Source organism: uncultured Bradyrhizobium sp., from assembly GCF_936943645.1.
Lineage (GTDB): Bacteria > Pseudomonadota > Alphaproteobacteria > Rhizobiales > Xanthobacteraceae > Bradyrhizobium.
Window position 1 is genome coordinate 72,976 of sequence record NZ_CAKZJO010000053.1, and the last position, 20,814, is coordinate 93,789.

The 20,814-nt window shown below is 65.3% G+C and carries 17 protein-coding genes; 2 read left to right on the plus strand and 15 right to left on the minus strand.

Going from position 1 to position 20,814, the window contains the following annotated elements; all coding sequences use genetic code 11:
- Nucleotides 1-22: 22 nt before the first annotated feature.
- The 10 genes from Q0743_RS12355 to Q0743_RS12400 all read right to left on the minus strand — a co-directional run bounded on the left by Q0743_RS12355 (nt 23) and on the right by Q0743_RS12400 (nt 9,548).
- On the minus strand, nt 23-844 hold the full coding sequence (locus Q0743_RS12355; protein ID WP_298241797.1) for a CbiX/SirB N-terminal domain-containing protein: 822 nt from the start codon (nt 842-844) through the stop codon (nt 23-25).
- Complete coding sequence (locus Q0743_RS12360; protein WP_298241798.1) at nt 828-2,393, minus strand: cytochrome D1 domain-containing protein; 1,566 nt, start codon at nt 2,391-2,393, stop codon at nt 828-830. The genes Q0743_RS12355 and Q0743_RS12360 overlap by 17 nt, the downstream gene beginning before the upstream one ends.
- Complete coding sequence (gene nirJ, locus Q0743_RS12365) at nt 2,371-3,579, minus strand: heme d1 biosynthesis radical SAM protein NirJ (RefSeq protein ID WP_298241799.1); 1,209 nt, start codon at nt 3,577-3,579, stop codon at nt 2,371-2,373. Before nirJ ends, Q0743_RS12360 begins: the two co-directional genes overlap by 23 nt.
- Before the next feature lie 12 nt (nt 3,580-3,591).
- On the minus strand, nt 3,592-4,068 hold the full coding sequence (locus tag Q0743_RS12370; protein WP_298241800.1) for an AsnC family transcriptional regulator: 477 nt from the start codon (nt 4,066-4,068) through the stop codon (nt 3,592-3,594).
- 2 nt (nt 4,069-4,070) lie between these two features.
- Entirely contained in the window at nt 4,071-4,523 is a 453-nt protein-coding gene (locus Q0743_RS12375) for an Lrp/AsnC family transcriptional regulator (RefSeq protein ID WP_298241801.1), read from the minus strand.
- Nucleotides 4,523-5,506 (minus strand): Lrp/AsnC family transcriptional regulator, encoded by a 984-nt coding sequence (locus Q0743_RS12380; RefSeq protein WP_298241802.1) that lies wholly within the window; start codon nt 5,504-5,506, stop codon nt 4,523-4,525. Before Q0743_RS12380 ends, Q0743_RS12375 begins: the two co-directional genes overlap by 1 nt.
- Nucleotides 5,503-6,678: a cytochrome D1 domain-containing protein gene (locus Q0743_RS12385; protein WP_298241803.1), complete on the minus strand. Its 1,176-nt coding sequence runs from the start codon at nt 6,676-6,678 to the stop codon at nt 5,503-5,505. The genes Q0743_RS12380 and Q0743_RS12385 overlap by 4 nt, the downstream gene beginning before the upstream one ends.
- Complete coding sequence (locus tag Q0743_RS12390; RefSeq protein ID WP_298241804.1) at nt 6,675-6,968, minus strand: cytochrome c; 294 nt, start codon at nt 6,966-6,968, stop codon at nt 6,675-6,677. The genes Q0743_RS12385 and Q0743_RS12390 overlap by 4 nt, the downstream gene beginning before the upstream one ends.
- 7 nt (nt 6,969-6,975) lie before the next feature.
- The gene (gene cobA / locus Q0743_RS12395) at nt 6,976-7,755 is read right to left on the minus strand and encodes a uroporphyrinogen-III C-methyltransferase (protein ID WP_298241805.1); all 780 of its coding nucleotides are present in this window, start codon (nt 7,753-7,755) and stop codon (nt 6,976-6,978) included.
- 74 nt (nt 7,756-7,829) lie between these two features.
- Nucleotides 7,830-9,548, minus strand: a complete 1,719-nt coding sequence (locus Q0743_RS12400) for a nitrite reductase (protein ID WP_298241806.1) — start codon at nt 9,546-9,548, stop codon at nt 7,830-7,832.
- Nucleotides 9,549-9,738: 190 nt separating this feature from the next.
- On the opposite strand from Q0743_RS12400, the gene Q0743_RS12405 reads away from it, so the two are divergent.
- Together Q0743_RS12405 and Q0743_RS12410 are read left to right on the plus strand one after the other, a co-directional pair.
- Nucleotides 9,739-11,817: a NosR/NirI family protein gene (locus Q0743_RS12405; protein WP_298241807.1), complete on the plus strand. Its 2,079-nt coding sequence runs from the start codon at nt 9,739-9,741 to the stop codon at nt 11,815-11,817.
- 9 nt (nt 11,818-11,826) lie between these two features.
- Nucleotides 11,827-12,816, plus strand: a complete 990-nt coding sequence (locus tag Q0743_RS12410) for an FAD:protein FMN transferase (RefSeq protein WP_298241808.1) — start codon at nt 11,827-11,829, stop codon at nt 12,814-12,816.
- A gap of 76 nt (nt 12,817-12,892) precedes the next feature.
- Here the strand turns inward: Q0743_RS12410 and Q0743_RS12415 are convergent, their stop codons facing one another.
- The 5 genes from Q0743_RS12415 to Q0743_RS12435 form a co-directional block, all read right to left on the minus strand.
- Entirely contained in the window at nt 12,893-13,276 is a 384-nt protein-coding gene (locus Q0743_RS12415; RefSeq protein ID WP_298241809.1) for a cytochrome c family protein, read from the minus strand.
- Between the two features lie 104 nt (nt 13,277-13,380).
- Nucleotides 13,381-14,163, minus strand: a complete 783-nt coding sequence (locus Q0743_RS12420) for a Crp/Fnr family transcriptional regulator (protein WP_298241810.1) — start codon at nt 14,161-14,163, stop codon at nt 13,381-13,383.
- A 449-nt stretch (nt 14,164-14,612) separates the two neighbouring features.
- On the minus strand, nt 14,613-16,925 hold the full coding sequence (locus Q0743_RS12425) for a TonB-dependent receptor (RefSeq protein WP_298241811.1): 2,313 nt from the start codon (nt 16,923-16,925) through the stop codon (nt 14,613-14,615).
- On the minus strand, nt 16,906-17,985 hold the full coding sequence (locus tag Q0743_RS12430; protein WP_298241812.1) for a HoxN/HupN/NixA family nickel/cobalt transporter: 1,080 nt from the start codon (nt 17,983-17,985) through the stop codon (nt 16,906-16,908). Before Q0743_RS12430 ends, Q0743_RS12425 begins: the two co-directional genes overlap by 20 nt.
- 348 nt (nt 17,986-18,333) lie before the next feature.
- Nucleotides 18,334-20,592 (minus strand): TonB-dependent siderophore receptor, encoded by a 2,259-nt coding sequence (locus Q0743_RS12435; protein WP_298241813.1) that lies wholly within the window; start codon nt 20,590-20,592, stop codon nt 18,334-18,336.
- Nucleotides 20,593-20,814 lie beyond the last annotated feature (222 nt).

A 20,814-nucleotide genomic window follows, 5' to 3' on the forward strand; every position in this document is an offset into this window, starting at 1 on the left:
CCTCTGCTTCAACGCCGTGCGCTCAATCGACTGAAACGGCCCAGCCGCCCGGCGCCGGCGCGATCGTCGACGGCTCTGCGGCCTGCACCGCTCCCGCATCTTGCAGGGCAGCGGTCACCGCCCGCGCGACAAGGTCCTCGATGCCGGGACCGCTGCCCATGATGCCGGCGAACACCACGTCGCGGCGGCCGAGCCGTGCCACCAGCTTCGGCGCATCCTTGGCGCCGTGCAGGCCTTCACCGGAGAACAGGCCGAGGACAATCGCGGGTCCGCTGATGCATGCCGCAGCCTCTTCAAGCAACGGCTGCTCCTCCAGGAAAGCGACCACGACCTTTCGACAAAACGCCCGCGTCTCGATCTCGCGTGCGACCTGCTCGGTGGCCTGGCGCGAAGCCGGATTGCGCTTCGAGCCGTGCGCCAGCAAGACGAATGTGCACTCCTCCGGCGCGAGGCCATGGTCGCGCGCGCAAGCCACGGCCTGATCGCACAGGACATCAGGCAGGCCCGGATCGAGCCCCAGCGGCGGCAGCATGTCGATCCTGCGGCCGTCGCCCTTGGCTTCGTCGAGAAGCTGGACCAGACGATCCCTGGTGAAATAGCCGCTAGACGCAAACAGAGGGTAGACCAGGATCCGGCTGGCGGTCAGCGTCTCCAGGGCTTCCCGAATGCTGGGTGTGCCCGAGATGAAGCCGATGGCGACCTCGGCCACCAGACTGCGAGACGCCAGGGCGCGCGCAAGCTGGAACGCGCCCGTGTTGCCGGCATCCGGCCGCCGCTCGCCATGGGCGGCCAGCAGCAATGCGATCGACGGGGCCGTGCCCGGCTTCTCAATGACTGGTGCCATCGGAAAAGGTGATCTTGTTCCAGACGTTGTACTTGCCCGAAGGCCGCGACATCGGAAGACGCTTCACTTCAGTAAAGGTTGCGGCATCATAGACCACCAGCGCGCCCTGGTCTTCCCAGATCGATACCAAGGCATAGCGGCCGTATCGATCGAATTCGACATGGGCTGCCGTCTTGCCCGGTTCCGGCGTGACCTTACGGACCACTTCCAGCGTGCGCTTGTCGATGATCGAGAGCGTATCCTTGCCGGCGCCCATCATGCTGTCGGCCCAGGCATAAGGCGTGTTCTCGTGGCTGCGCATGAAGAAGCCGGGTCCCGGCGTCTCGATCACCTTGATCTGCGACCAATCCTGCATGTCCAGCACGCTGATCTTGCCTGCCTTCAGAAGCGGCGTCGCCATCACCAGCCGGCCGTTCCAGGTCCAGGAGATGCCCGAGCCGAGATGAGGCAGCCCCGGCAGATCGAGCTGCTTGATGTCGCGCCCGACCGTCAGATTGACCACGATCGCCCTGCCCTCGCGCGCCGAGCCGATCAGGTTGCGATAGGGCGGATCGAAGAAGAAGTCATCGAGCGGCTCCGGGGTCTCGATCCGGCGCAGCGCGAACAGGCCTTGCGAGGACGGCAGCGCCTCGATCATGCCCTTCTCGTGGCTGTGCACGAAGCCGGCATAAACTGGCCCCGCGTTCGGATCGGTCGCGATCTCCCAGATCTCCGGAACGTCCTTCAGCGCCGCGATGAAGCTGTTGCGCGTTGGCGCCTGATATACCGCCGAGACCCGCGAGGACGTCCCCAGGCGGTCCTTCACGTCGAAGATCTTCTCGACCGACAGATCGTCGGCCGAGAGCATCACCAGCGTGTGCGGCAGATAATTGGCGACCGCGATATGCTTGCCGTCCCGCGAGATCGCGATGTTGCGCGCATTGATCCCGGCGCGCACCTCGGTCAGCATGGTCAGCGTCCAGAGATCGTATTTGCTGACCCAGCCGTCGCGCGACATGAAGAAGACGTAGCGGCCGTCGGGCGTGAATTTCGGACCGCCATGCAGCGCGAACCGCGTCTGGAAGCGTGCCAGCGGCTCGAGGCGGTCGCCGTCCAGGATCGTCGCGTGGTGATCGCCGGCCTCGACCACGACGAACAGGTTCATCGGGTCGGCCGGAAAACGCGGACGCTCGAGCGGCGGCGCCGTCGCATGCACGACGCGGCTGGCGTCGATTTCGGCCGCGCCCCAGGCGGGCACCGACGGCAGTGGCGAGGAGACATAGGCCGCGAGCGCTGCGATCTCGTCCTTGCTCAGCTTGCCCGAAAAGCCCGGCATCTGCGTGGCGGTGCGTCCGTCCGCGATCACCGCGGCGGCGCGCGCGCCCATCATGCGGCCGAGATTTTCCGGCAGCAGCGCGGGCCCGAGACGGCCGAGCCGGTCTGCGCCGTGGCATTCGGCGCAATTGTCCGCGAACAGTTTTGGCGCATCCGGCTCGGCACGCGCGGGGCTTGCGAGCGCGAGCAGCGCCAGGGCGACGAGAATGCGGTCAAACAGAGAGCGGCGCTTCATGACGTGTCCCGCGATAGATGCTGGTCTTGACCCGCTCGGACGGCGCCGCAAGGCCGATCTCGGCATCGCTGAGATAGCAGCCGGGATCTTCGGCCCAGGGATCGCCGGTGATCCGTTGCGCGCGCACGCGGGTGCTGCCGTTGCAGATGTCGAAATGGACGCAAGCACCGCAGCGCCCGGAGACGTGACGCGGCCTCTGTTTCAGGCCCGCCATGATCGGATCGGAGGTGTCGGGCCAGATCTCGGAGAACGGGCGCGTCTTCACGTTGCCGAGCGTGTGGTGCCACCACATCGTATCCGGATGCACGTTGCCGAGATTGTCGATGTTGGCGACGTTGACGCCGGAGGAATTGCCGCCCCAGCGCACCAGTTTTGCGCGCAGGCTCGCGGCATGATCGGGCACGGTTCGCTCGGCCCAATGCAGCAGATAGACCGCGTCGGCGTCGTTGTTGCCGGTCACGATCTCCATCTCGCTGCCCGACTGCGCCCAGCGCCAGGCCCGTGCGATCACCATGTCCATGCGATCACGCGTGGTCTGCCACATGGCGTCGTCGCCGCGGTTCTTGTTGCCGCGACCGGCATAGACGAGGTGCGAGAGGTAGAACTTTGGAAAATTCTCCTGCTCGACCAGATCGAGCAGCCGCGGCAGCTCCGCCGCGTTGTCCTCGGTCATGGTGAAGCGCACGCCGACCTTGATGCCGCGGTCGCGCAGCAGCCGCAGCCCGTTCAGCGCCTCGTCATAAGCGCCCTGCTTGCGACGGAAACGATCATGGGTCTCGCCGATGCCGTCGAGCGAGATGCCGACATAGTCATAGCCGATGTCGCGGATGCGGTCAGCCATGGCGGCATCGACCAGGGTGCCGTTGGACGACAGCCCGACATAGAACCGCATCGCCTTGGCGCGCGCCGAGATCTCGAAGATGTCGCGCCGCATCAGCGGCTCGCCACCGGAGAGGATCAGCACCGGCACGCGGAACGCCTTGAGGTCGTCCATCACGCCGAACACCTGCGCGGTGGAGAGCTCGCCGGGAAAGTCGACGTCGCCGGAGATCGAATAGCAGTGCTTGCAGGTGAGGTTGCAGCGGCGGATCAGGTTCCAGATCACCACCGGTCCCGGCGGCTGCCGAACCGGCCCTGTCGGGGCCGGCTCGCTCAGCTCGCGTAAGTATTGGCTCAGGCGAAACATGACCGGCTCCCGTCAGGCGGCAATGCGAAGGCCGGTCTTCTTCAAGATCCGGGTCGAGAACAGAACCTCGTGGGCCCGCGCGGCGGGACCGACCAGCACGGCAATCTCGGCGACCTTCGCCCTCACCTCGTCCCGGGTCCGGCCATGGACCATGGCAAAGAGATTGTAGGGCCAGAGCGGCAGATGACGTGGCCGCTCATAGCAATGCGTGACGAAATCGAGCGCGCCGACCCTGGCGCCGATATCGGCGACGGCCTCATCCGCGATGTCCCACACCGACATGCCGTTGGCAGTGGTGCCGAGCGCGTAGTGATTGGGGATCGCGCCGATCCGGCGGATCGCCCCCTCCTCGAGCAGCCGCGTGAGGCGGTTGATCACCCCGGCTTCGTCGAGGTTGAGCTGATCGGCGAGCGCGCGATAGGGCTCCGCGACCAGCGGAAGTCCTGCTTGCGTGGCGGCGATCAGCTTGCGGTCGATGGCATCGAGCATGTCTAGACCTCCACGCGGAACCCGACGAAGAACTCGCGCGTCTTGGGCATTGCGCGCACGCGAAGGCCCGTCTCGCGCTCGATCTCCGCAATCACCTGCGCGATGCGGGCCGGATCCTCGGCCGACACGACGAACCACATGTTGAGCTCGTGATCGCGCTCATAGTTGTGCGCGATCTCGGGATGGGCGTTGACGAGCCCGGCGACCTCCTCGAACCGCTCGGGCGGCACGGCGATGGCGGCGAGGCAGACGGCGCCGCCCAGGGCTTCCGCATTCCAGAGCGGGCCGAACCGGCTGAGCTGACCGCCCGCGATCAGATTGCCGATCTCCTCGATCATCTCGCCCTCGCTGAGGCCGAGCTTCGCGCCGGCATCGCGGTAAGGCCGCTGCGTCAGGGGAAAGCCACCCTGCAGGCCGTTGATGATCGCCTTCTCGGTCGGGTCGAGCGAGCGCATCAATTCGTCTCCTTGCGCCGCGAGAACACAGCGCCGCGCTGCTTGAAGCAGCGTTTCGAGAACAGCACGGCCTGCTGCATCAGGCCGGTCTCGGCGAGCAGGTTCAGCTCGTCGATCGCGGCATAGGCCTCCTCGCGCGCGCGCGCATGCACCATGCAGAACAGGTTGTAGGGCCAGACCGGCTGACGGCGCGGACGCTGGTAGCACAGCGTCACGCTGGGATGACGGGCGAAGATCGCGGCGACATCGTCGATCATCCCGTCCGGGACGTTCCAGACCGCCATCGCGTTCGACCGGAAGCCGAGCTTGTCATGGCGGACCACGCAGCCGAAACGCGTCACCACGCCGGCCGCGACCAGGTGCTCCAGCCGTGCGATGACCTCGTCCTGGCCGAGTGCGAGCTGATCGGCGACCGCAAGATAAGGAAGCTCGACCAGCGGCAGCCCGTTCTCGATCGCCGCGAGAATGCGCTGGTCGCGCGGATCGGGACGGTAATCCCCCGCGGCCGGCGCCTGGCGCTTCTGCGTACGCGGCTCACGCAACGAAAAGCCGAGGCCGAGATGATAGGCCTGCACCATCGGCAGGTCCACGACGGGCAGGCTCGCCTGCGCCTCGATCCTGTCGATGGTGTCGGTGATCGCAGCGGCGTCTCCGCCGGCGATGACGAACCACAGATTGAGATCATGCTCGCGCTCGTAATTATGCGTGACCAGTGGCTCGCGGCTGACAATGCCGGCGACCCGCTCGAGCCGATCAGGCGGAACCTGTATCGCGGCCAGCGTGCTCGCGCCCACCGTGTTGGGGCGCACCACGGCGCCGACCCGGGAGATCAGATCGTGCTCCCGCATGCGCCGAAACACGCCGATCGTCGCCTGCTCGTCGAGCGCTGCGGAGCGGCCGACGATCTCGAACGGCTTCGCGACAAGCGGAAAATCGTGCTGCCAGCGATCAATCAAAGCGAGCTCGACCGAGCTTGGCGTCATTGTCCGATCCTCGTGGCGCGCGCGGTGAAGAAGATTCCGGACGGCTTCTGCGCCGGGATCTCCGTCTTCTTCGCAAAAGTGGCGGCGTCATAGACGTCGATGCGGTCGGCATCGCGCACCGAGACCCAGACCTCGTTGCCACGCGGGGTAAACTCCATGTGCAGCACAGCCGGGCCGGGCGTCAGGCGGTGAATGACCTTCAGCGTCTCGGTGTCGACGATCTCGACCGTGTCGTTGAAGGGGTGCGCGAAATTCACCCAGACATGGCGCCCGTCGGGCCGCGCCACGGCAAACACCGGCTGACCATGGGTCGCAGTGCGTCCGACCTCGGCGAAGCTGCGGAGATCGACCGCGATCAATTCGTGATGGCCGACGGCGGGAAGCAGCAGCTTGTCGCCGGTCGCGCCCCAGCCTTCCAGATGCGGCATCTTGTAGACCGGCAGCGCCTCCTGGCCGCGGCCATAGCCGCCCAGGATGCGCTCGGCCTTCAGCGGCGCGCGCCAGGTGTCGACATGCACGACGCCGTCCTCGCCGAACAGGCCCGCAAGATAATGACGGCCGTCGGGCGTGACGTTGCCGTCATAGGGCAGCTTGCCGACATCGGTCAGGCGGGTGATGGCGGGGGTCTCGACATGGGTGAGATCGGCGATCCAGATCTCGCCGGCGTCATAGAGCGCCCAGGCAAAACGCCGTCCGGGCAGGTCGACCAGCCCGACCGTCTTCGAGGCCTTGCCGCCCGCACCGATCGCCGGAATGTTGGCGACGAAATCGAGCGTCCTGGCGTCGAAGACTTTCACCCCGCCCGGCTCGTAGTTGGAGACCGCGATCAGCGCGCCGTCGTCGGAGATGGCGCCGCCGATCGAATTGCCGGCCTGCACGATGCGCCTCGCGATCGTGCTCGTGAGCATGTCGATCTTGGTGAGGCCGCCGTCACGTCCGAAGACATAGGCGTAGCGCTGGTCCGGCGAGAACACTGCGGACGCATGCGAGAGATCGCCGAGTCCCTCGACACGACCGATCGATTTGCGTTCGGTGGCATCGACGATCAGCACCGAGCCGGTCGCGCGCTCCACCACGAGGCCGAGATTGCCGGTGCCGCGCAGCTCGTCGGCGCGCAAGAGTCCCGGCATCAGCAGCAGCAGGGCCAGACACCACCGCGCCACGAACCTCATGGCAGATCTCCCTGCTGCAGATGCTCCACGATCCAGCGCACGTCGGCTTCGCTCAGCAACGGACGCCAGGGCGGCATCGGCGTGCCCGGCACGCCGTCGAGGACGATGCTGACGAGTTGCTCGCGGCTCCAGGCGCTCAGATGATCCGGCGTCAGCGGTTTGCCGAGCCCGCCCTTCAGCGTCAGCCCATGACAGGAGCCGCAGTCCTGCCGCACCAGATTGGCAAGCTTCGTGGCATCGATATCTGCGTCGCCCGCGGCGGCGGGCCCGATCGCGACGGCCGATGCCAAGGCGACGCTAGGCCACAACTGAAATCGCCTCGCAAATGGCCGCATCGTTCCGCGCGCTCCGTTCCTGAGCGATTCCTGCGACCTTTCCGATGATGAAAAGGACGGGACCGCTGAAGGAGGCGTCTTTCAGAGCGACCGGAAGCGCCTCCAGAGGCGTACATACTCGGCTTTCCTGCGACGTCGTACCTTGACACACCGCAAGCACCGGCGTGGTTCCCGGCAGACCCTGCGCGATCAGGTTGCGGACGATCTCGTCGATATTGGCAAGGCCCATATAGACGACCAGCGTCGTGTCGGGATCGGCGAGGCTCTTCCAGTCGAGATCGAGCGGCTCGTTGGCCTTGCGATGCCCGGTCACATAGCGCACGCCGGAGGCGAGGCCGCGATGCGTCAGCGGCATCCGCGCCGCTGCGGCGCAGCCTTGCGCCGCGGTGATTCCCGGCACCACTTCATAGGGAATGCCTGCCTGATCGAGCTCGGCCGCCTCCTCCGAGCCGCGCCCGAAAATGAAGGGGTCGCCGCCCTTGAGCCGGACCACCGTGCGGCCGGCGCGCGCCAGGCGGACCAGCATCTCGTTGATTTCGTCCTGCGGCACGGGGTGATACGCCGCCTGCTTGCCGACATTGATCTGCAGCACCCCGTCCGCAATCGTCGCCAGGATGCTCGGCGGCACCAGGCGATCATAGACGACGACGTCGGCCTCGCGAAGAGCGCGGACCGCCTTCAGCGTGAGCAGCTCGGGATCACCGGGACCGGCGCCGACGAGATAGACCTTTCCAACAGCCATGATGCGCTCCGCCGAAAACCATCGCGAAAAGGCTGGCTGGTGCGGCGATCGCTCGCCGCACCAGTCCATGCTTGTCAGTAGACGTCGTTACGCGTGTTGAAGACATTGAACTTGCCGGTCGGGGTGACCAGTCGCCGGTCACGAATGACCGTCTTCAAGGTCAAGGTCTTGTCGTCGACGACCACGATCGCCGAGTCCTGCGCCTTGTTGTTCCAGACGGAGAACCAGATCTCCGTGCCGTCCTTGTTGTACTCGCCTTGCACCACGCGACGGGCGCCTTCCGAGATGCCGGACCATTGACCGATCGGCAGCACCTTGTAGGTCGGCTTCTCCTTGGCGAGGTCCTTGATCTTGAACACCGCGACCGACGAGGAGATCTCGGCGTCCGTGTTCAGGGGCGTGTCGACGTAGAGGTTCTCCGACTTCGGATGCGTCTTGATGAAGAGCGATCCGCCGCCCTGCCCGTCGACCGTCTGCACGACCTTCCAGGCGAACTGCTTGTGCTTCTCGGGATCGGTGCCGATGAAGGAGATCTGCTCGCTGCCGAGATGGCTCGTCGCCCACACCGGCCCGAACTTCGGATGCTCGAGATTGGCACCGCGTCCGGGATGCGGGGTCTGGCCGCCGGTTTCGACGACGCCGACCAGCTTGTCCTCCTTGGTATCGACGATCGCGACCTTGTGGCGGGCGTTCGCCGCGACCAGGAAGTAGCGCCCGGTCTTGTCGAAGCCGCCGTCATGCAGGAAGCGCTCGGCCTCGATCGACGTCACCTTCAGGTTCTTGAGATCCTGATAGTTGACGAGCAGGACCTGGCCGGTCTCCTTCACGTTGACGACGAACTCCGGCTTGAAGTGCGAGGCCACGATGGAGGCCACGCGCGGCTCCGGGTGATACTCCTGCGTATCCTCGGTCATGCCGCGGGTCGAGACCACCTTGAACGGCTCGAGCGTGGCGCCGTCCATCAGCACGTATTGCGGCGGCCAGTAGGCTCCGGCGATCGCAAACTTGTCCTCATAGCCCTTGAACTTCGAGGTTTCGACCGAGCGCGCCTCGGTGCCGATCTTGAGCTCGGCGACCGTCTGCGGCGGGTCCATCCAGAGATCGATCAGGTTGAGCTTGGAGTCGCGCCCGATGATGTAGAGGTAGCGCCCCGATGCCGACATGCGCGAGATGTGCACGGCATAGCCGGACTTCAGGACGTGCTCGATCTTCTTGGTGTTGCCGTCGATCAGCGCGATTTCGCCGGCGTCACGCAGCGTCACCGAGAACAGATTGTCGATGTCGAGCTTGTTCATCTTCTTGGTCGGCCGCTGCGCGACCGGAACCAGGACCTTCCAGCTCTCCTTGATCTCCTTCATGCCGAACTCCGGCGGCTGCGCCGGGGTGTTCAGGAGGTAGCGGGCCATCAGGTCGATGTCAGCCGCCTCGAGCTGGCCCGAGGTGCCCCAGTTCGGCATGCCGCCGGGCGAGCCATAGGTGATGAAGTCACGCAGATAGTCGAAGCCGAGCTTCTTGGTGAGATCGGGTGTCAGCGGCTTGCCGGTCGCGCCCTTGCGCAGCACGCCGTGGCAACCCGCGCAACGCTCGAAATAGATCTGGTTGGCCTTGTCGAACTCGGCCTTGGTGAGGTTGGGATCGCCCGGCTTGGTGCCGGGCTGCTCGGTCGCGCCCTTGCCGAGAACGTCCATGCTCGGCTGGTATTGGCCGCCCGGCGTCGTCTTGTGCTGCTCGACATCGGCAGGTTTCGGCGCCTGCTGCTGCGCGTAGCCGGCGGTCGTCGCACTCAGAAGCAAAAGACTCGCTGCGGCAACGCCGCCCGCAAGTCTTGGAAATAGAGAAGCTCGGCCTCGCATTACATTCCTCCAGCATGAGAATCCGATGAGGCCTTATGCAGGGATTTCGAGGAATTCTCCTTGACCGCGGTTAATCGCAACATTGATCCACCTCAATGCGCTAGCCCCGTAACGCTGCCTGATCCGTCGCATGCGATCGTCTGGAATCATCTCCGCCGCTGTACGGCATGTCCTGTCCGCACTGGCGGCGCTCTCCGTGATGTTTTGCAGCGCACACGCAGCCGACCTCGGCATCGCCGCCAAGTTCTTCTCCGAGCCCGTCACGATCGACCGTGCCGATGGCAAGCCTCCGGCAGCTTTGGTGCGGGCTGCGGACGGACGCGTGCTCGGCTACGCCTTTTCAAGCCTCGATGTCTCGGGCTCCGTCGGCTATGCGGGCCGGCCGCTCGATATCGTCGCGGCGGTGACGCCCGACGGCATTGTCGCCGGCGCCGAGATCGTCGCGCATGAAGAACCGATCCTCGTGATCGGAATTCCCCGCGACGCGCTCGCCGCCTATGTCGCCAGTTTCCGCGGCTTCGACGTGCGCGGCGGCACCACGCTCACATCCGCCGGTGAGTCCGCGCGCGGCCCGCACGCCGTCGCCGGCGCGACCATCACGAGCACCGTGATTCGCGATGCGATCGTGCGCTCGGCGCGCGCCGTGCTGCGCAGCCGGACAAGCAGGCCGGAGCGGGCGGCACGGCTCGACCGTGAAACGCTGCGCCGTCTGTCCTGGTCTTCGCTGCTCGCGGAGGGCGCCGTGCAGAGGCGGCTCGTGAGTCGCGGCGAAGCGGCAAAGCTGCTCGGCACGCGCGACAACGAACCCGACAAGGCCTTCATCGATCTCTGGATGGCGCTCGCCACCCCGCCGCCGATCGGCGAGAGCCTGCTCGGCCAGCGCATTTACGAGAGCGAGACGGCGAAGATCGGCCCCGAGGACGATCTGCTCCTGATCGGCGCATCCGGACTCTATTCGTTCAAGGGCACGGAGTGGCGCCAGGCCGGGACCTTTACCCGGATCGAGATCGTCCAGGGCTCGCGAACGCTGCGTCTCAAGCCCGCCGATCATACGGCGGTGGAGTCGCTGCACGCAGCCGGCGCGCCGGAGCTGCGCGAGATCGCGGTGTTTCGCATCCCGCAAGCGAGCGGCTTCGACTCGACCAAGCCGTTCCGGCTCGACGTCGATCTCGGCGCCGGCGCCGCGCCGAGCGGTCCCGCATTGGTCTCGCTCGACTATCGCATTCCCGAGCGTTACCTGATCGCCGCGCCCGCCGAGCCGCCCGCGGCATCGACGACGGCCGCCCCCACTCCGGTGCAGACGGTGTGGCAAGAGATCTGGTGGGCGCGACGATACGAGATCGGCGTGCTCGGCGCGATGCTGACGGTGCTGGCGGCCATCCTGATCTTCCAGGACACCGTGACGGCCCATGGCGTGTTCTACTATCGGCTACGAACAGCCTATCTGCTCACGACGCTGGTGTTCCTCGGCTTCATCGCCAACGCGCAGCTCTCGGTCGTCAACGTCCTGACCTTCATCCACGCCCTGCTCTCCGGCTTCCGCTGGGAGCTTTTCCTGCTCGATCCCCTGGTGTTCCTGCTCTGGAGCTTCGTCGCCTTCAGCATGCTGTTCTGGGGCCGCGGCGTGTTCTGCGGCTGGCTCTGCCCGTTCGGCACGTTGCAGGAGCTGACCAATCAGCTTGCGCGCCGGCTCGGCATCAAGCAGATCGAAATCCCGTTCGGGCTGCACGAGCGCCTGTGGATGATCAAATATGTCGTCTTCGTCGCCATCCTGGCGATCTCGCTGCGCTCGATCCTGACCGCCTTCCAGCTCGCGGAGGTCGAGCCGTTCAAGACCGCGATCACCATGAAGTTCCTGCGGGAATGGCCATTCGGCGTCTACGCCGGATTGCTGCTGCTCGCGGGCCTGTTCGTCGAGCGCTTCTACTGCCGCTACCTCTGCCCGCTCGGCGCGGCGCTGGCGATCCCCGCCCGGATGCGGATGTTCGAATGGCTCAAGCGTTACCGCGAATGCGGCGCGGAATGCCATGTCTGCGCACGGCGCTGCACCGTGCAGGCGATCCACCCGCTCGGCCAGATCAACCCCAATGAATGCATCTATTGCCTGAAGTGCCAGGCCAATTATTTCGACCAGGACGTCTGCCTGCACCTGAAGAAGCGCGCACAGCGGCGTCAGCCGTTGCCGCCAGCGCCTTCCAAGCCGTCGTGAGGAAATGCGATGCTTCCTGATCGTCCGACACGCCGTCGCGCCATCACGATCTTCGCATCGGCCGCTGCGGTCGCCATCGCGGGTCCCGCCAGTCCGGCCCGGACCGATTTCGAATGGCGCGGCACGGCGATGTGCGCCGATGCGTGCATCCTGTTCAACGATATCGAACCGGCAAAAGCCAAGGGAATTGCCTCGCTGGTCGAGACGGAGATCGACCGCCTGGAAAACGAACTGAGCCTGTTTCGATCCGGATCGGGGCTGTGCAGGCTCAATCGCGACGGCGCGCTCACCGCGCCGGGCGGCGATCTGCGTCGCGCATTGACGCTGGCGCTCGAGATCGCAGCCGTCACGAACGGCCTGTTCGACCCGACCGTGCAGGCGCTGTGGGAAGCCCATGTCGACTGGTTCGCGGACAGGAGCCACACCGGCCTGCCGCCGCAAGCACTCATCGTCCGCGCACGGCAGGCCGTCGACTGGCGGACTGTCAGGATCGAGCCTGATTCAATTCGCCTCGGCGACAACCAGCGTCTGACGCTCAATGGTCTTGGCCAGGGTTACGTCACCGACCGCGTGGCGGACATGCTGGCGGCGATGGGCTTCACCAACATCCTGGTCGATCTCGGAGAGATGCGGGCGATTGCCCCGCGCCGCGACGGATCGCCATGGCTGATCGCGCGCAGCGGCGCCGCCCCGCTGCAGCTGGCGGACGGTGCTCTTGCCACGTCAGAAGGCTCGGGCTGCGTGCTCGGTGCTGATGGCGCGGCACACCATCTGTTCGATCCGCGCAGCGGCCGCAGCGCGGGTCATTGGCGCACCATCACCGTGCACCATCGCTCGGCCGCAATGGCCGACGCCTTGTCGACGGCACTCTCCATCGCATCGGCGGATGAGATTCAGGCATTGCTGCCCCGGCTGCGCGGCACGGCGATCTGGGCCACCGATCCGGCAGGGCATCGTTCAACCTGGGCCGCCGGCCCGCGCGACGGCATCGTCGGCTGAGCGACGATGCACGCCGAGAAAGCGCGTGAGCGCCGTCTCGAAGGACGAGGCGCGCGCTCAGTTTGGACAAGTCAGCTTACTTGGTCTTGCCCTCGCCGTCGTACTGCTTGAGGAAGGCCCAGAGATTCTTGGCCTCGGCTTCGTTCTTGATGCCGGCGAAGGCCATCTTGGTGTTGGGCACCTTGGCCTTCGGATCCTTGATGTAGTCGAGGAAGCTCGCTTCATCCCAGGTGATGCCGGAATTCTTGTTGGCATCCGAATAATTGTAGCCGGCAACCGATCCCGATTTGCGGCCGTCGAGACCGTTGAGCACCGGCCCAACCTTGTTCTTGGCGGTCGCGCCGACGTCGTGGCAGCTGGCGCATTTCTTGAAAGCAGTGGCGCCCGCCGTCACGTCCTGCGCGTAAGCTGCGCTGCTCGAGACCGCGGCGACTGCAAATGCGATCAAAACACGCTTCATTTCATCGTCTCCTGTTTGAATGAAACTGGTCGGGCTACGCCGCGGATAGGCCGGCGCGGAGGGTAAAAAAGAAAGGCCGGCGTTTGCCGGGCTTTGGAGAAGGATCAAGCCGGCACCGATTTCGCCTCGGGTCGGATCGCGCGCGGCGCCGGCGGCTGCGCGCACATCATCCGGGGTTTCACGGGGCAGCGGGCACTGATGCGATCGCAGGCCACGAGCTTGCAGAGCTGGGCCATGTCGCGCACCACCACGTTGGAGGCGCGCACGTCGACACCCACCGTGCGCAACTTGGCGAACACACGCGAGAGCGACTCCGGCTTCAGCCCCAGCCTGCCTGCGATCAACGATTTGTCGTAAGGTAGCGTGATCGTGCATGGCCCCTTGGTCCGCGGCGCCAGCGAGGCGAGAAACTCGGCCACACGCTGCGTCGCGCTCTGCGCCATCAATTGTTCGATCTGCTGAACCATGCGGTGCAGATGCTGCGAGGTCGAAGCGATCATCGCGATCGCAACATCCGGCATCTGGCGAATGCAGGCGATGACGTGGTCAGCCGGAATGACCATCACCCGGGCCGAGGTGACGGCACTGGCGGTAGCGGGATAGCGGCCGGAGGTAAATGTCACCGCCTCAGCGAGGCTCTCGCCCCTGGTGACGACGTTGAGCACGGCCTCGTCCCCGGCAGGGGTGACGCGGTACAGCTTGATCCAGCCGTCCAGGACGACAAAGAAAGCCTGGGCCGGCTCGCCCTGGCGAAACAGCGTATGGCCGGGACGGAGATTGAAGATGCTGGCAGGCCCCAGCAAGACCGCAAGTGCTTGCGGATCAAGCCCGCTGAAAACCGGTATTTCAGCGGCGATCTCAAGATCAACCGGAGTGGGCGCCATCATCGTCTCATCCCTGATGTTTGATCTTGCTGCCTGACTATTGATCATTCATCGCGACATATTTTGAGCTGGATCAATTCCGCCGAAGCGTCCGCCTCGGCCGGCTCTCCATCAACAGGATGCGATTGCACGTCGGAGCACCCGCGATGCAACAATCGACCTATTTCGATCCAAAACTCTTTGTGGAAGCGCAAACTCTTGCGCGGTCGCGACGAATTGCCCGCCACCGCTAACGGGATTCGTTTTCGCGCAAGGTGACGCGAGATGGGATCGTGACGCTGCGAGCCGCGGACGCCACCGGCGAATCATGTCCAACGCGATCCGCGAGCGCGTGCGTGTGGATCCGCGCGATCGCAGGACAGCTCATCGTCGGTCCGTTGTCGGACAGGCCTCCTGCAAACCTAGGAGGCGACCACGCGCGATTCCCGCAGCGACCCGCGGCTCGGGTAAACCTAGAACGCCCCGGCGATGGTGATCCGGAACGTCAGCGGCTCCACAGGATGCAACACGGTGTCCATCACGCCATTCTGGCAGACTGCGGTCGGCGCAGTGCCTGTCGTGCAGAGGTTATAGAGCGTGTCGGTCCTGAGCATCGACCCGTAGGCATAGGTGATCTGGCTCGCCCTGGTGTTGAGGAGGTTCAACACGTCGAGCTGAAGGCGCCAGCCATTGTCGATGCGGTAGCCGAGGCGGCCGTTGAAGATGCTGGTCGCGGCGGAGCGGAACGCGTTGTCTTCCGTCAGCGGGCTCGACGCCAGATAGCGCCAGCGCAAAGCTCCGAACCAGCCTGTCTTCTCGCCCAGCGTGACGCCGGCCGATGCCACCATCGCCGGCGCGTTCGGAATGTAGTTGCCGGGGGCGCTACCCAGCTGCGCCTCGGGATAGCCAGCGAGCGAAGCATAGACGTCCGCCTGCGCGCTGTCATGGCCGCGGAAGCGCGCATGGGTCATGGCAAGATCGGCGTCGATGTCGATCCATGACCGGGGACGGTAGTGGTTGGTCCATTCGAAGCCGTAACGGCGGCTGGCGCGGGTCGCCGAGGTGTCACCGGCATCGCCCGCAAACAGGATCTCGGAGTCCTGGTCGAGGATGAAGAAGCTGAGCGAGGTGTCAAGGCCGGGAACGATCCTGCTGCGCACGCCGACCTCCGCCCCCTTGGTCCGAACCAGCAGCGGCGACGGCGTCAGCCGCGTTGCGGGATCGCCGGGGTCCTCCGTCGTGGTCGCGCCGCGGGCGTCGTTCGAATGCATGCCGTAGCCGGCGCCGAAGAAGAACTCGGTCTGATGGAATGGTCCGAGCACCATCCTGAATTTTGGGCTGCCGAGCGCGGCGTCCGCGCGGCCGGAATTGTTGGCGTTGAACTGCGACGTGACGTCGGCGGCATAATAGTCGCCACGCCACCCCACCGTCGTCCTGAGCCAATCGGTCCAGCGCACGGTATTCTCGGCGTAAAGGCCGACGCTGCCCTCGCCGGCCTTGTCGCTGCGGATGCCAGAAAGAAAGCCACGACGGAAGGTGTTGGTGAGCGCGAGATCGATCGCGTCATAACGCGACTGCAGGCCGAAGGTCGTCTGCATCGGCAACCCTGCGAACGAGCCGTTCAGCGTGCGCGAGATGTTGGCGCCCGCCATCAGGCGGTCGTCGTGCTGGTGGAACTGGTCGCCGAGCACGGGATCGCTGAGGTAGTAGGTAAAATTGTTGAAGAGGTCGAGCTGGCTCTTCACGACATAGGCGTTGGCTTTCCACGCACCGAGATCGTCGCTTTGCGCGACGCGGCCCGAGAGCGCGAACCGGTTGGTGTTGCCGCCGTCGCTTGGATCTTCCGAGCCGAAGCGGCTGAGAAAGCCGGATGCGATCGCGCGCTGCGGCACCTGGTCGGTCGAATTCCAAGAGTTGGCATACGCCATGCCGGTGATGGAGACGCCGTCGGTCGCGGTGCCCTGGCTGTAGCGCAAGAGACCGTTGAGCTTGCGCACATTGTCCGGATTGTCCCACGGGCCGTTGTAGGTGCCGATCTCGCCGGCAACGAGCAGCGAACCGTCACCGACCTTCGCCGAATCCATGCCGAGCAGGCGGCGGTAGCCGAAGCTGCCGACGCTCACCTGCGCCAGCCCTCCGGTGCGGTCGATCAAACCGATATGGACGCTCCCGACCGAGGCGAAATCGCCTTCGTCGGCGAAGTACGGACCCTTGCGCACATCCACCGCGGCGATGGTTTCCGGGATCAGCCAATTGAGATCGGCATAGCCCTGGCCGTGCGCGTGCGTGCGCATGTTGACGGGAACGCCGTCGACGGTGATCGCAAGGTCGGTCCCGTGGTCGAGATTATAGCCGCGCAGAAAATACTGGTTGGCTTTGCCCTCGCCGGAATGCTGCGTCACGATGAGACCCGGCACGGCTTCGAGCGCCTCGCCCGGCCGCGTGAACGGGCGTGCGTTGAGCTGTTCGCCCGAGACCGTGATCTCGCTGGCCATGCTGGGCGGGCTCTTCGCACCCGATGCGACGCTGCGCACATCCTCCCCTTGCGCCGTCGCTGGCGACACGAAGATCCGACGGCCGACCGGAGACGGCTTGCCTTGATGACGCGATGCGACCGGCTTCCTGCGCACTGAGGTTTCGCCGCTACCGATCTCGATCGGCGGCAAATCACGCGAGGTGTTGCTGCTTTGCGCGAAAGCGCTGCCGTCATCCGCAAGCAACACCGTGGCCGAGAGCAACGTCAGCGCGCCGCCGCCACGACGGGGCTCACGCCGCTTCGGTTGCATCGGCGCATTCCAGAGCTTTCGTTGCGGCCCGATGCCGGCTGCCCTCGAAGATGCGGCGATAGAGCACCACCGAGACGAGCCAGGCGATGGCAAACAGCGCGATCACGGCAAAGCCAACATTGGCGAGCGACTCGTTGAGGCCGTCGACCAGCGTCCACACGCCGCCGGACAGGCCGAGCCGATCGGCCGCGAGCCCAAGCGCTTCGATACCGCCGATGAACAGCGCAACCGCCACCGAGGCGCCGGTGATCGTGAGATTGTACCAGAGCTTGCGCAGGGGATCGACGAAGGCCCATCGATACGCGCTCACCATCAGCGCGGAATCGGCGGTGTCGATCAGCGCCATGCCGGCGGCGAACAGCGCGGGGAAAACCAGGATATCGGCAACGGACGCACCGCGCGCGGCTTCGGTAGCGGAGATGCTGAGCAGGCCGATCTCGGTCGCCGTGTCGAAGCCGAGCCCGAACAGGAGGCCGAGCGGATACATATGCCAGGGTTTGGTGACCAGGCGGAACAGCGGTCCGAGCAGCCGCGCCAGGAAACCGCGATTGGCAAGCAGCCGTTCCAACCCTTCGGCGTCGTGAACGCCCTGCTCCCGCGCCGCGCGAAACGTCCGCCACAGCCCGGCGAAGATGACGAGATTGATGGCCGCGATCGCGAGCAGGAACAGCGCCGACACCGACGTGCCGATGAGACCGCCGATCTCCTTGAGCAGGCTGTCGCCGCCAAGGCCGACCACGCCGAGCGCAAGCAACAGGGTCGCGACCACGACGACGGTGGAATGGCCGAGCGCGAAATAGAGGCCGACGCTGTGCGGCGCGCCATCCGTCTGCATCAACTTGCGCACCACGTTGTCGATGGCGGCGATGTGGTCAGCATCGACGGCGTGGCGGAGGCCGAACACCCAGGCGAGCAGCGCGGTCGCCAGCACCGTCGGCCGGTCGCCGAACAGCGCGAAGGCCCACGCCCAGGCGGCGATGTTGGCGGCGATCAGCCCTCCGAACAGCACGACTGTTCCGGATCCGACCGCCCGCAAAGTGCGCCTCACCGCCTGCTCCATTCACCCGATCCCACAGTATGATGTTTATCAAGAACCCTCATACTGACAAGGGCAAGAGCCGCGCCAATTTCAACCCTACGGCCGGCAGGCTAATCGAAAGAGGCGCCAAATAATTGATTTGATGGAAGATTTTTGGTTCAGCGGAGAGCAATGCCAAATCGGGATGCTGCGCCTCTATTGGCAGGCAACGACCCACATAGCCGACCAAGTTGACCGGTCCGCACACGCCTCCCGCGGGGATCCCTGCAAAAGATCGTCTGCTGCGGTTCGACATGGATAGAAGCCGGCGGGCGCGCTGCCGCCAACGGCGCTCTCACGATCACGCCTTCACGACCGGACGGAGGCGGTTCACATGTCCACGGTCATCGACAGGAGATATGTGCGCGGCGCCCCCAGGAAGAACGTTCCGAACGAAGCCACGCTGGACCAGTAACTCTCGCCGGTCACATTCTGGATGTTGGCGCGGAAAACCGTCTTCTTGCCGTTGATCGCCGTGGTGTAGCGCGCGCCGAGGTCGAGCCGCGTCCACTCCGGTATCGACTGCTTGTTCGCGGCGTCGATGAACTGCCTGCCCGTGTAGATCACGGCTCCGTTCAAAGTGAGGTCCCTCATCCACGGCAGGTCCCACTCCGCGCCAATATTGGCCTGTACGTTCGGCACGCCGATCGGCGTGTTGCCCACATTCGCCGCGACGGCGGTCTTCGTCAGTGTGCCGTCGAGCAGAGACACGCCTCCGAGGATGCGAACATCCGGCATGAGCTCGCCGTAGACGTTGAACTCCAGCCCGCGGACGCGTTGTTCGCCGGTCGCAGCGAAGCGTCCGGCGGAGAGTTCGCCGCTCGCCTTCGAGATCTCGAAGGCGCTGAAAGTGGTTGCGATCCGGCCGAAATCCACCTTGACGCCAGCCTCGTACTGTTTGGCCACGTAGGGCTGCAGCACTTCGCCGAAATTGGACGCGGCCTGGGGAGCGACGTCGCCCCGGGCAAGGCCTTCGATATAGTTCGCGTACAGGGAGACATTCTCCAGGGGCCGGACGACGAGGCCGACCACCGGGGTCACCGCACTCTTGTCATAGGACGACGTCAGCGTTCCGACATTGGAGAGATAGTTGTTTGCCTCGATGCCCTGGCGCCGGACACCGAGGGTCAGCAGCACGCGCTCGTCGAGCACGGACAAGGTGTCGGCGATCGAGAGGCCCGTGAGCTCGCTGTCAGAGAGCCGCGGACGGCCGCTGATCTCGTTGGCGAACTGAGTCGGCGCAACAGCGGGATTGTAGATGTTCGACGTGACCAAGGTGCCGTTGGTCAGCCGCCGGTACAGGGCGTCACGATAGACCGAGGCCTGGACGGCGAGAGCGTGATGCACGAAGCCGGTGTCGAAACGGGCGCGGACACCGCCATCATAGGTGGTGCGATCGACGCTGAGGCCGAAGAACTGGGGCGTCGAGGTCGTGTCGCCGCTCGTGTTGACGATCGTCGGAAGACCGAAGAACCGCTCGACATTGGTCTTGGAGCCGCCGACATCCGCGAACAGCGTCACCTGGTCGCTGACATCGTACTCGGTCCGCAGCAAGGCGGATTGGTCGGTGATGCGCGACCATTCCCAGGATTGGGTCACGTTCAGCTTGCCGTCCGGCGCCTTCGGCACCTGCAGACCGGAGGCCATTAGAAAGGGACGTTGCGGCGCGTCGAACCGATCGGTCTGCGCGATGAGATAGAGCCACGACCTGAAGCGCTCCCCCCGATAATCGAGAGCGAGCGATCCGACACCGGTCGTTTCGGACTGGCGATCGATGGGTGTGTTGCCATCGCGGACGCTCCCGCTGGCGCGGACGCCCCATTCCTTGCCGTCGCCGTAACGCCGCGCAACATCCCAGTGACCGCCGAAGCGCGCCGTCGAGCCGTAGCTTGCGGTCAGACGGGTCAGATCCTCTTCCGCGCGCTTGGGCACGACGTTGATGACACCGCCGACGCCACCGTTGGGTGCCATGCCCGACAACGCAGCCGAGGGCCCCTTGAGCACTTCGATGCGCTCTACGTAATCGGTGAAGATGCGATAGGTCGGCGCGATTCCGTAAAGCCCCTCGAAGGCGAATTCGCCATTGTTGCCTTCATTGATGGGAAATCCGCGAATATTGAAGGAATCCACCACACCGCCCGTCGGGTGGGAGCTTCGCACGGAGGGATCGAGGATCAAGGCATCAGCGCCCGTTGCCGCTTGCTGATCCCGAACGAACTTGTCGGTGTAGCTGGTCGCGCTGAACGGCGATTTCATGGTGCTGGTGTTGCCGAGCAGCCCGAGCCGCGCCCCTTGGGCAACCTGGCCGCCGGCAAATGGCGCAGCGACAGCGGCCTGCGATTGCAGCGCGACCGCTGGAGCTTGCGGTGCGCGCCGCGCGGTCGATCGGACCCGGGGGTCGTTTCGCCTGGCCGGCGCAGGGCGGGCCGATTGTTTCGCCGGCGCTTCGACGGTCACCGGTGGAAGAGAGCTTCCGCCTTGCGATGTCTGGGATCGCGCAGGCAGTTCGAACCACGTGAGCAACGCCACTCCACCCAGCAGCGCCGCTGCTACGCGCGCCACCGTCCCAACCCCACCCGTACGTCGCATTCCCAGCAAATCCTTCACCAATCGCGCGCAGCCGCCGTGACGCAGCTCCGCACTTGGCCAGCAACGGTCATGGACCGAAGAGCAGCTCTTCGCATCCGAGTCCGGCCGGCACATGCCCCGTCAATCAATTGTTCTGCAGACGTGCACGCGCATTCGCCGCCTTCGTCTTGGCAGCAACATTCGGATACAAGCGATCTGCATCGCTTCTTTAGGAAGACGCCA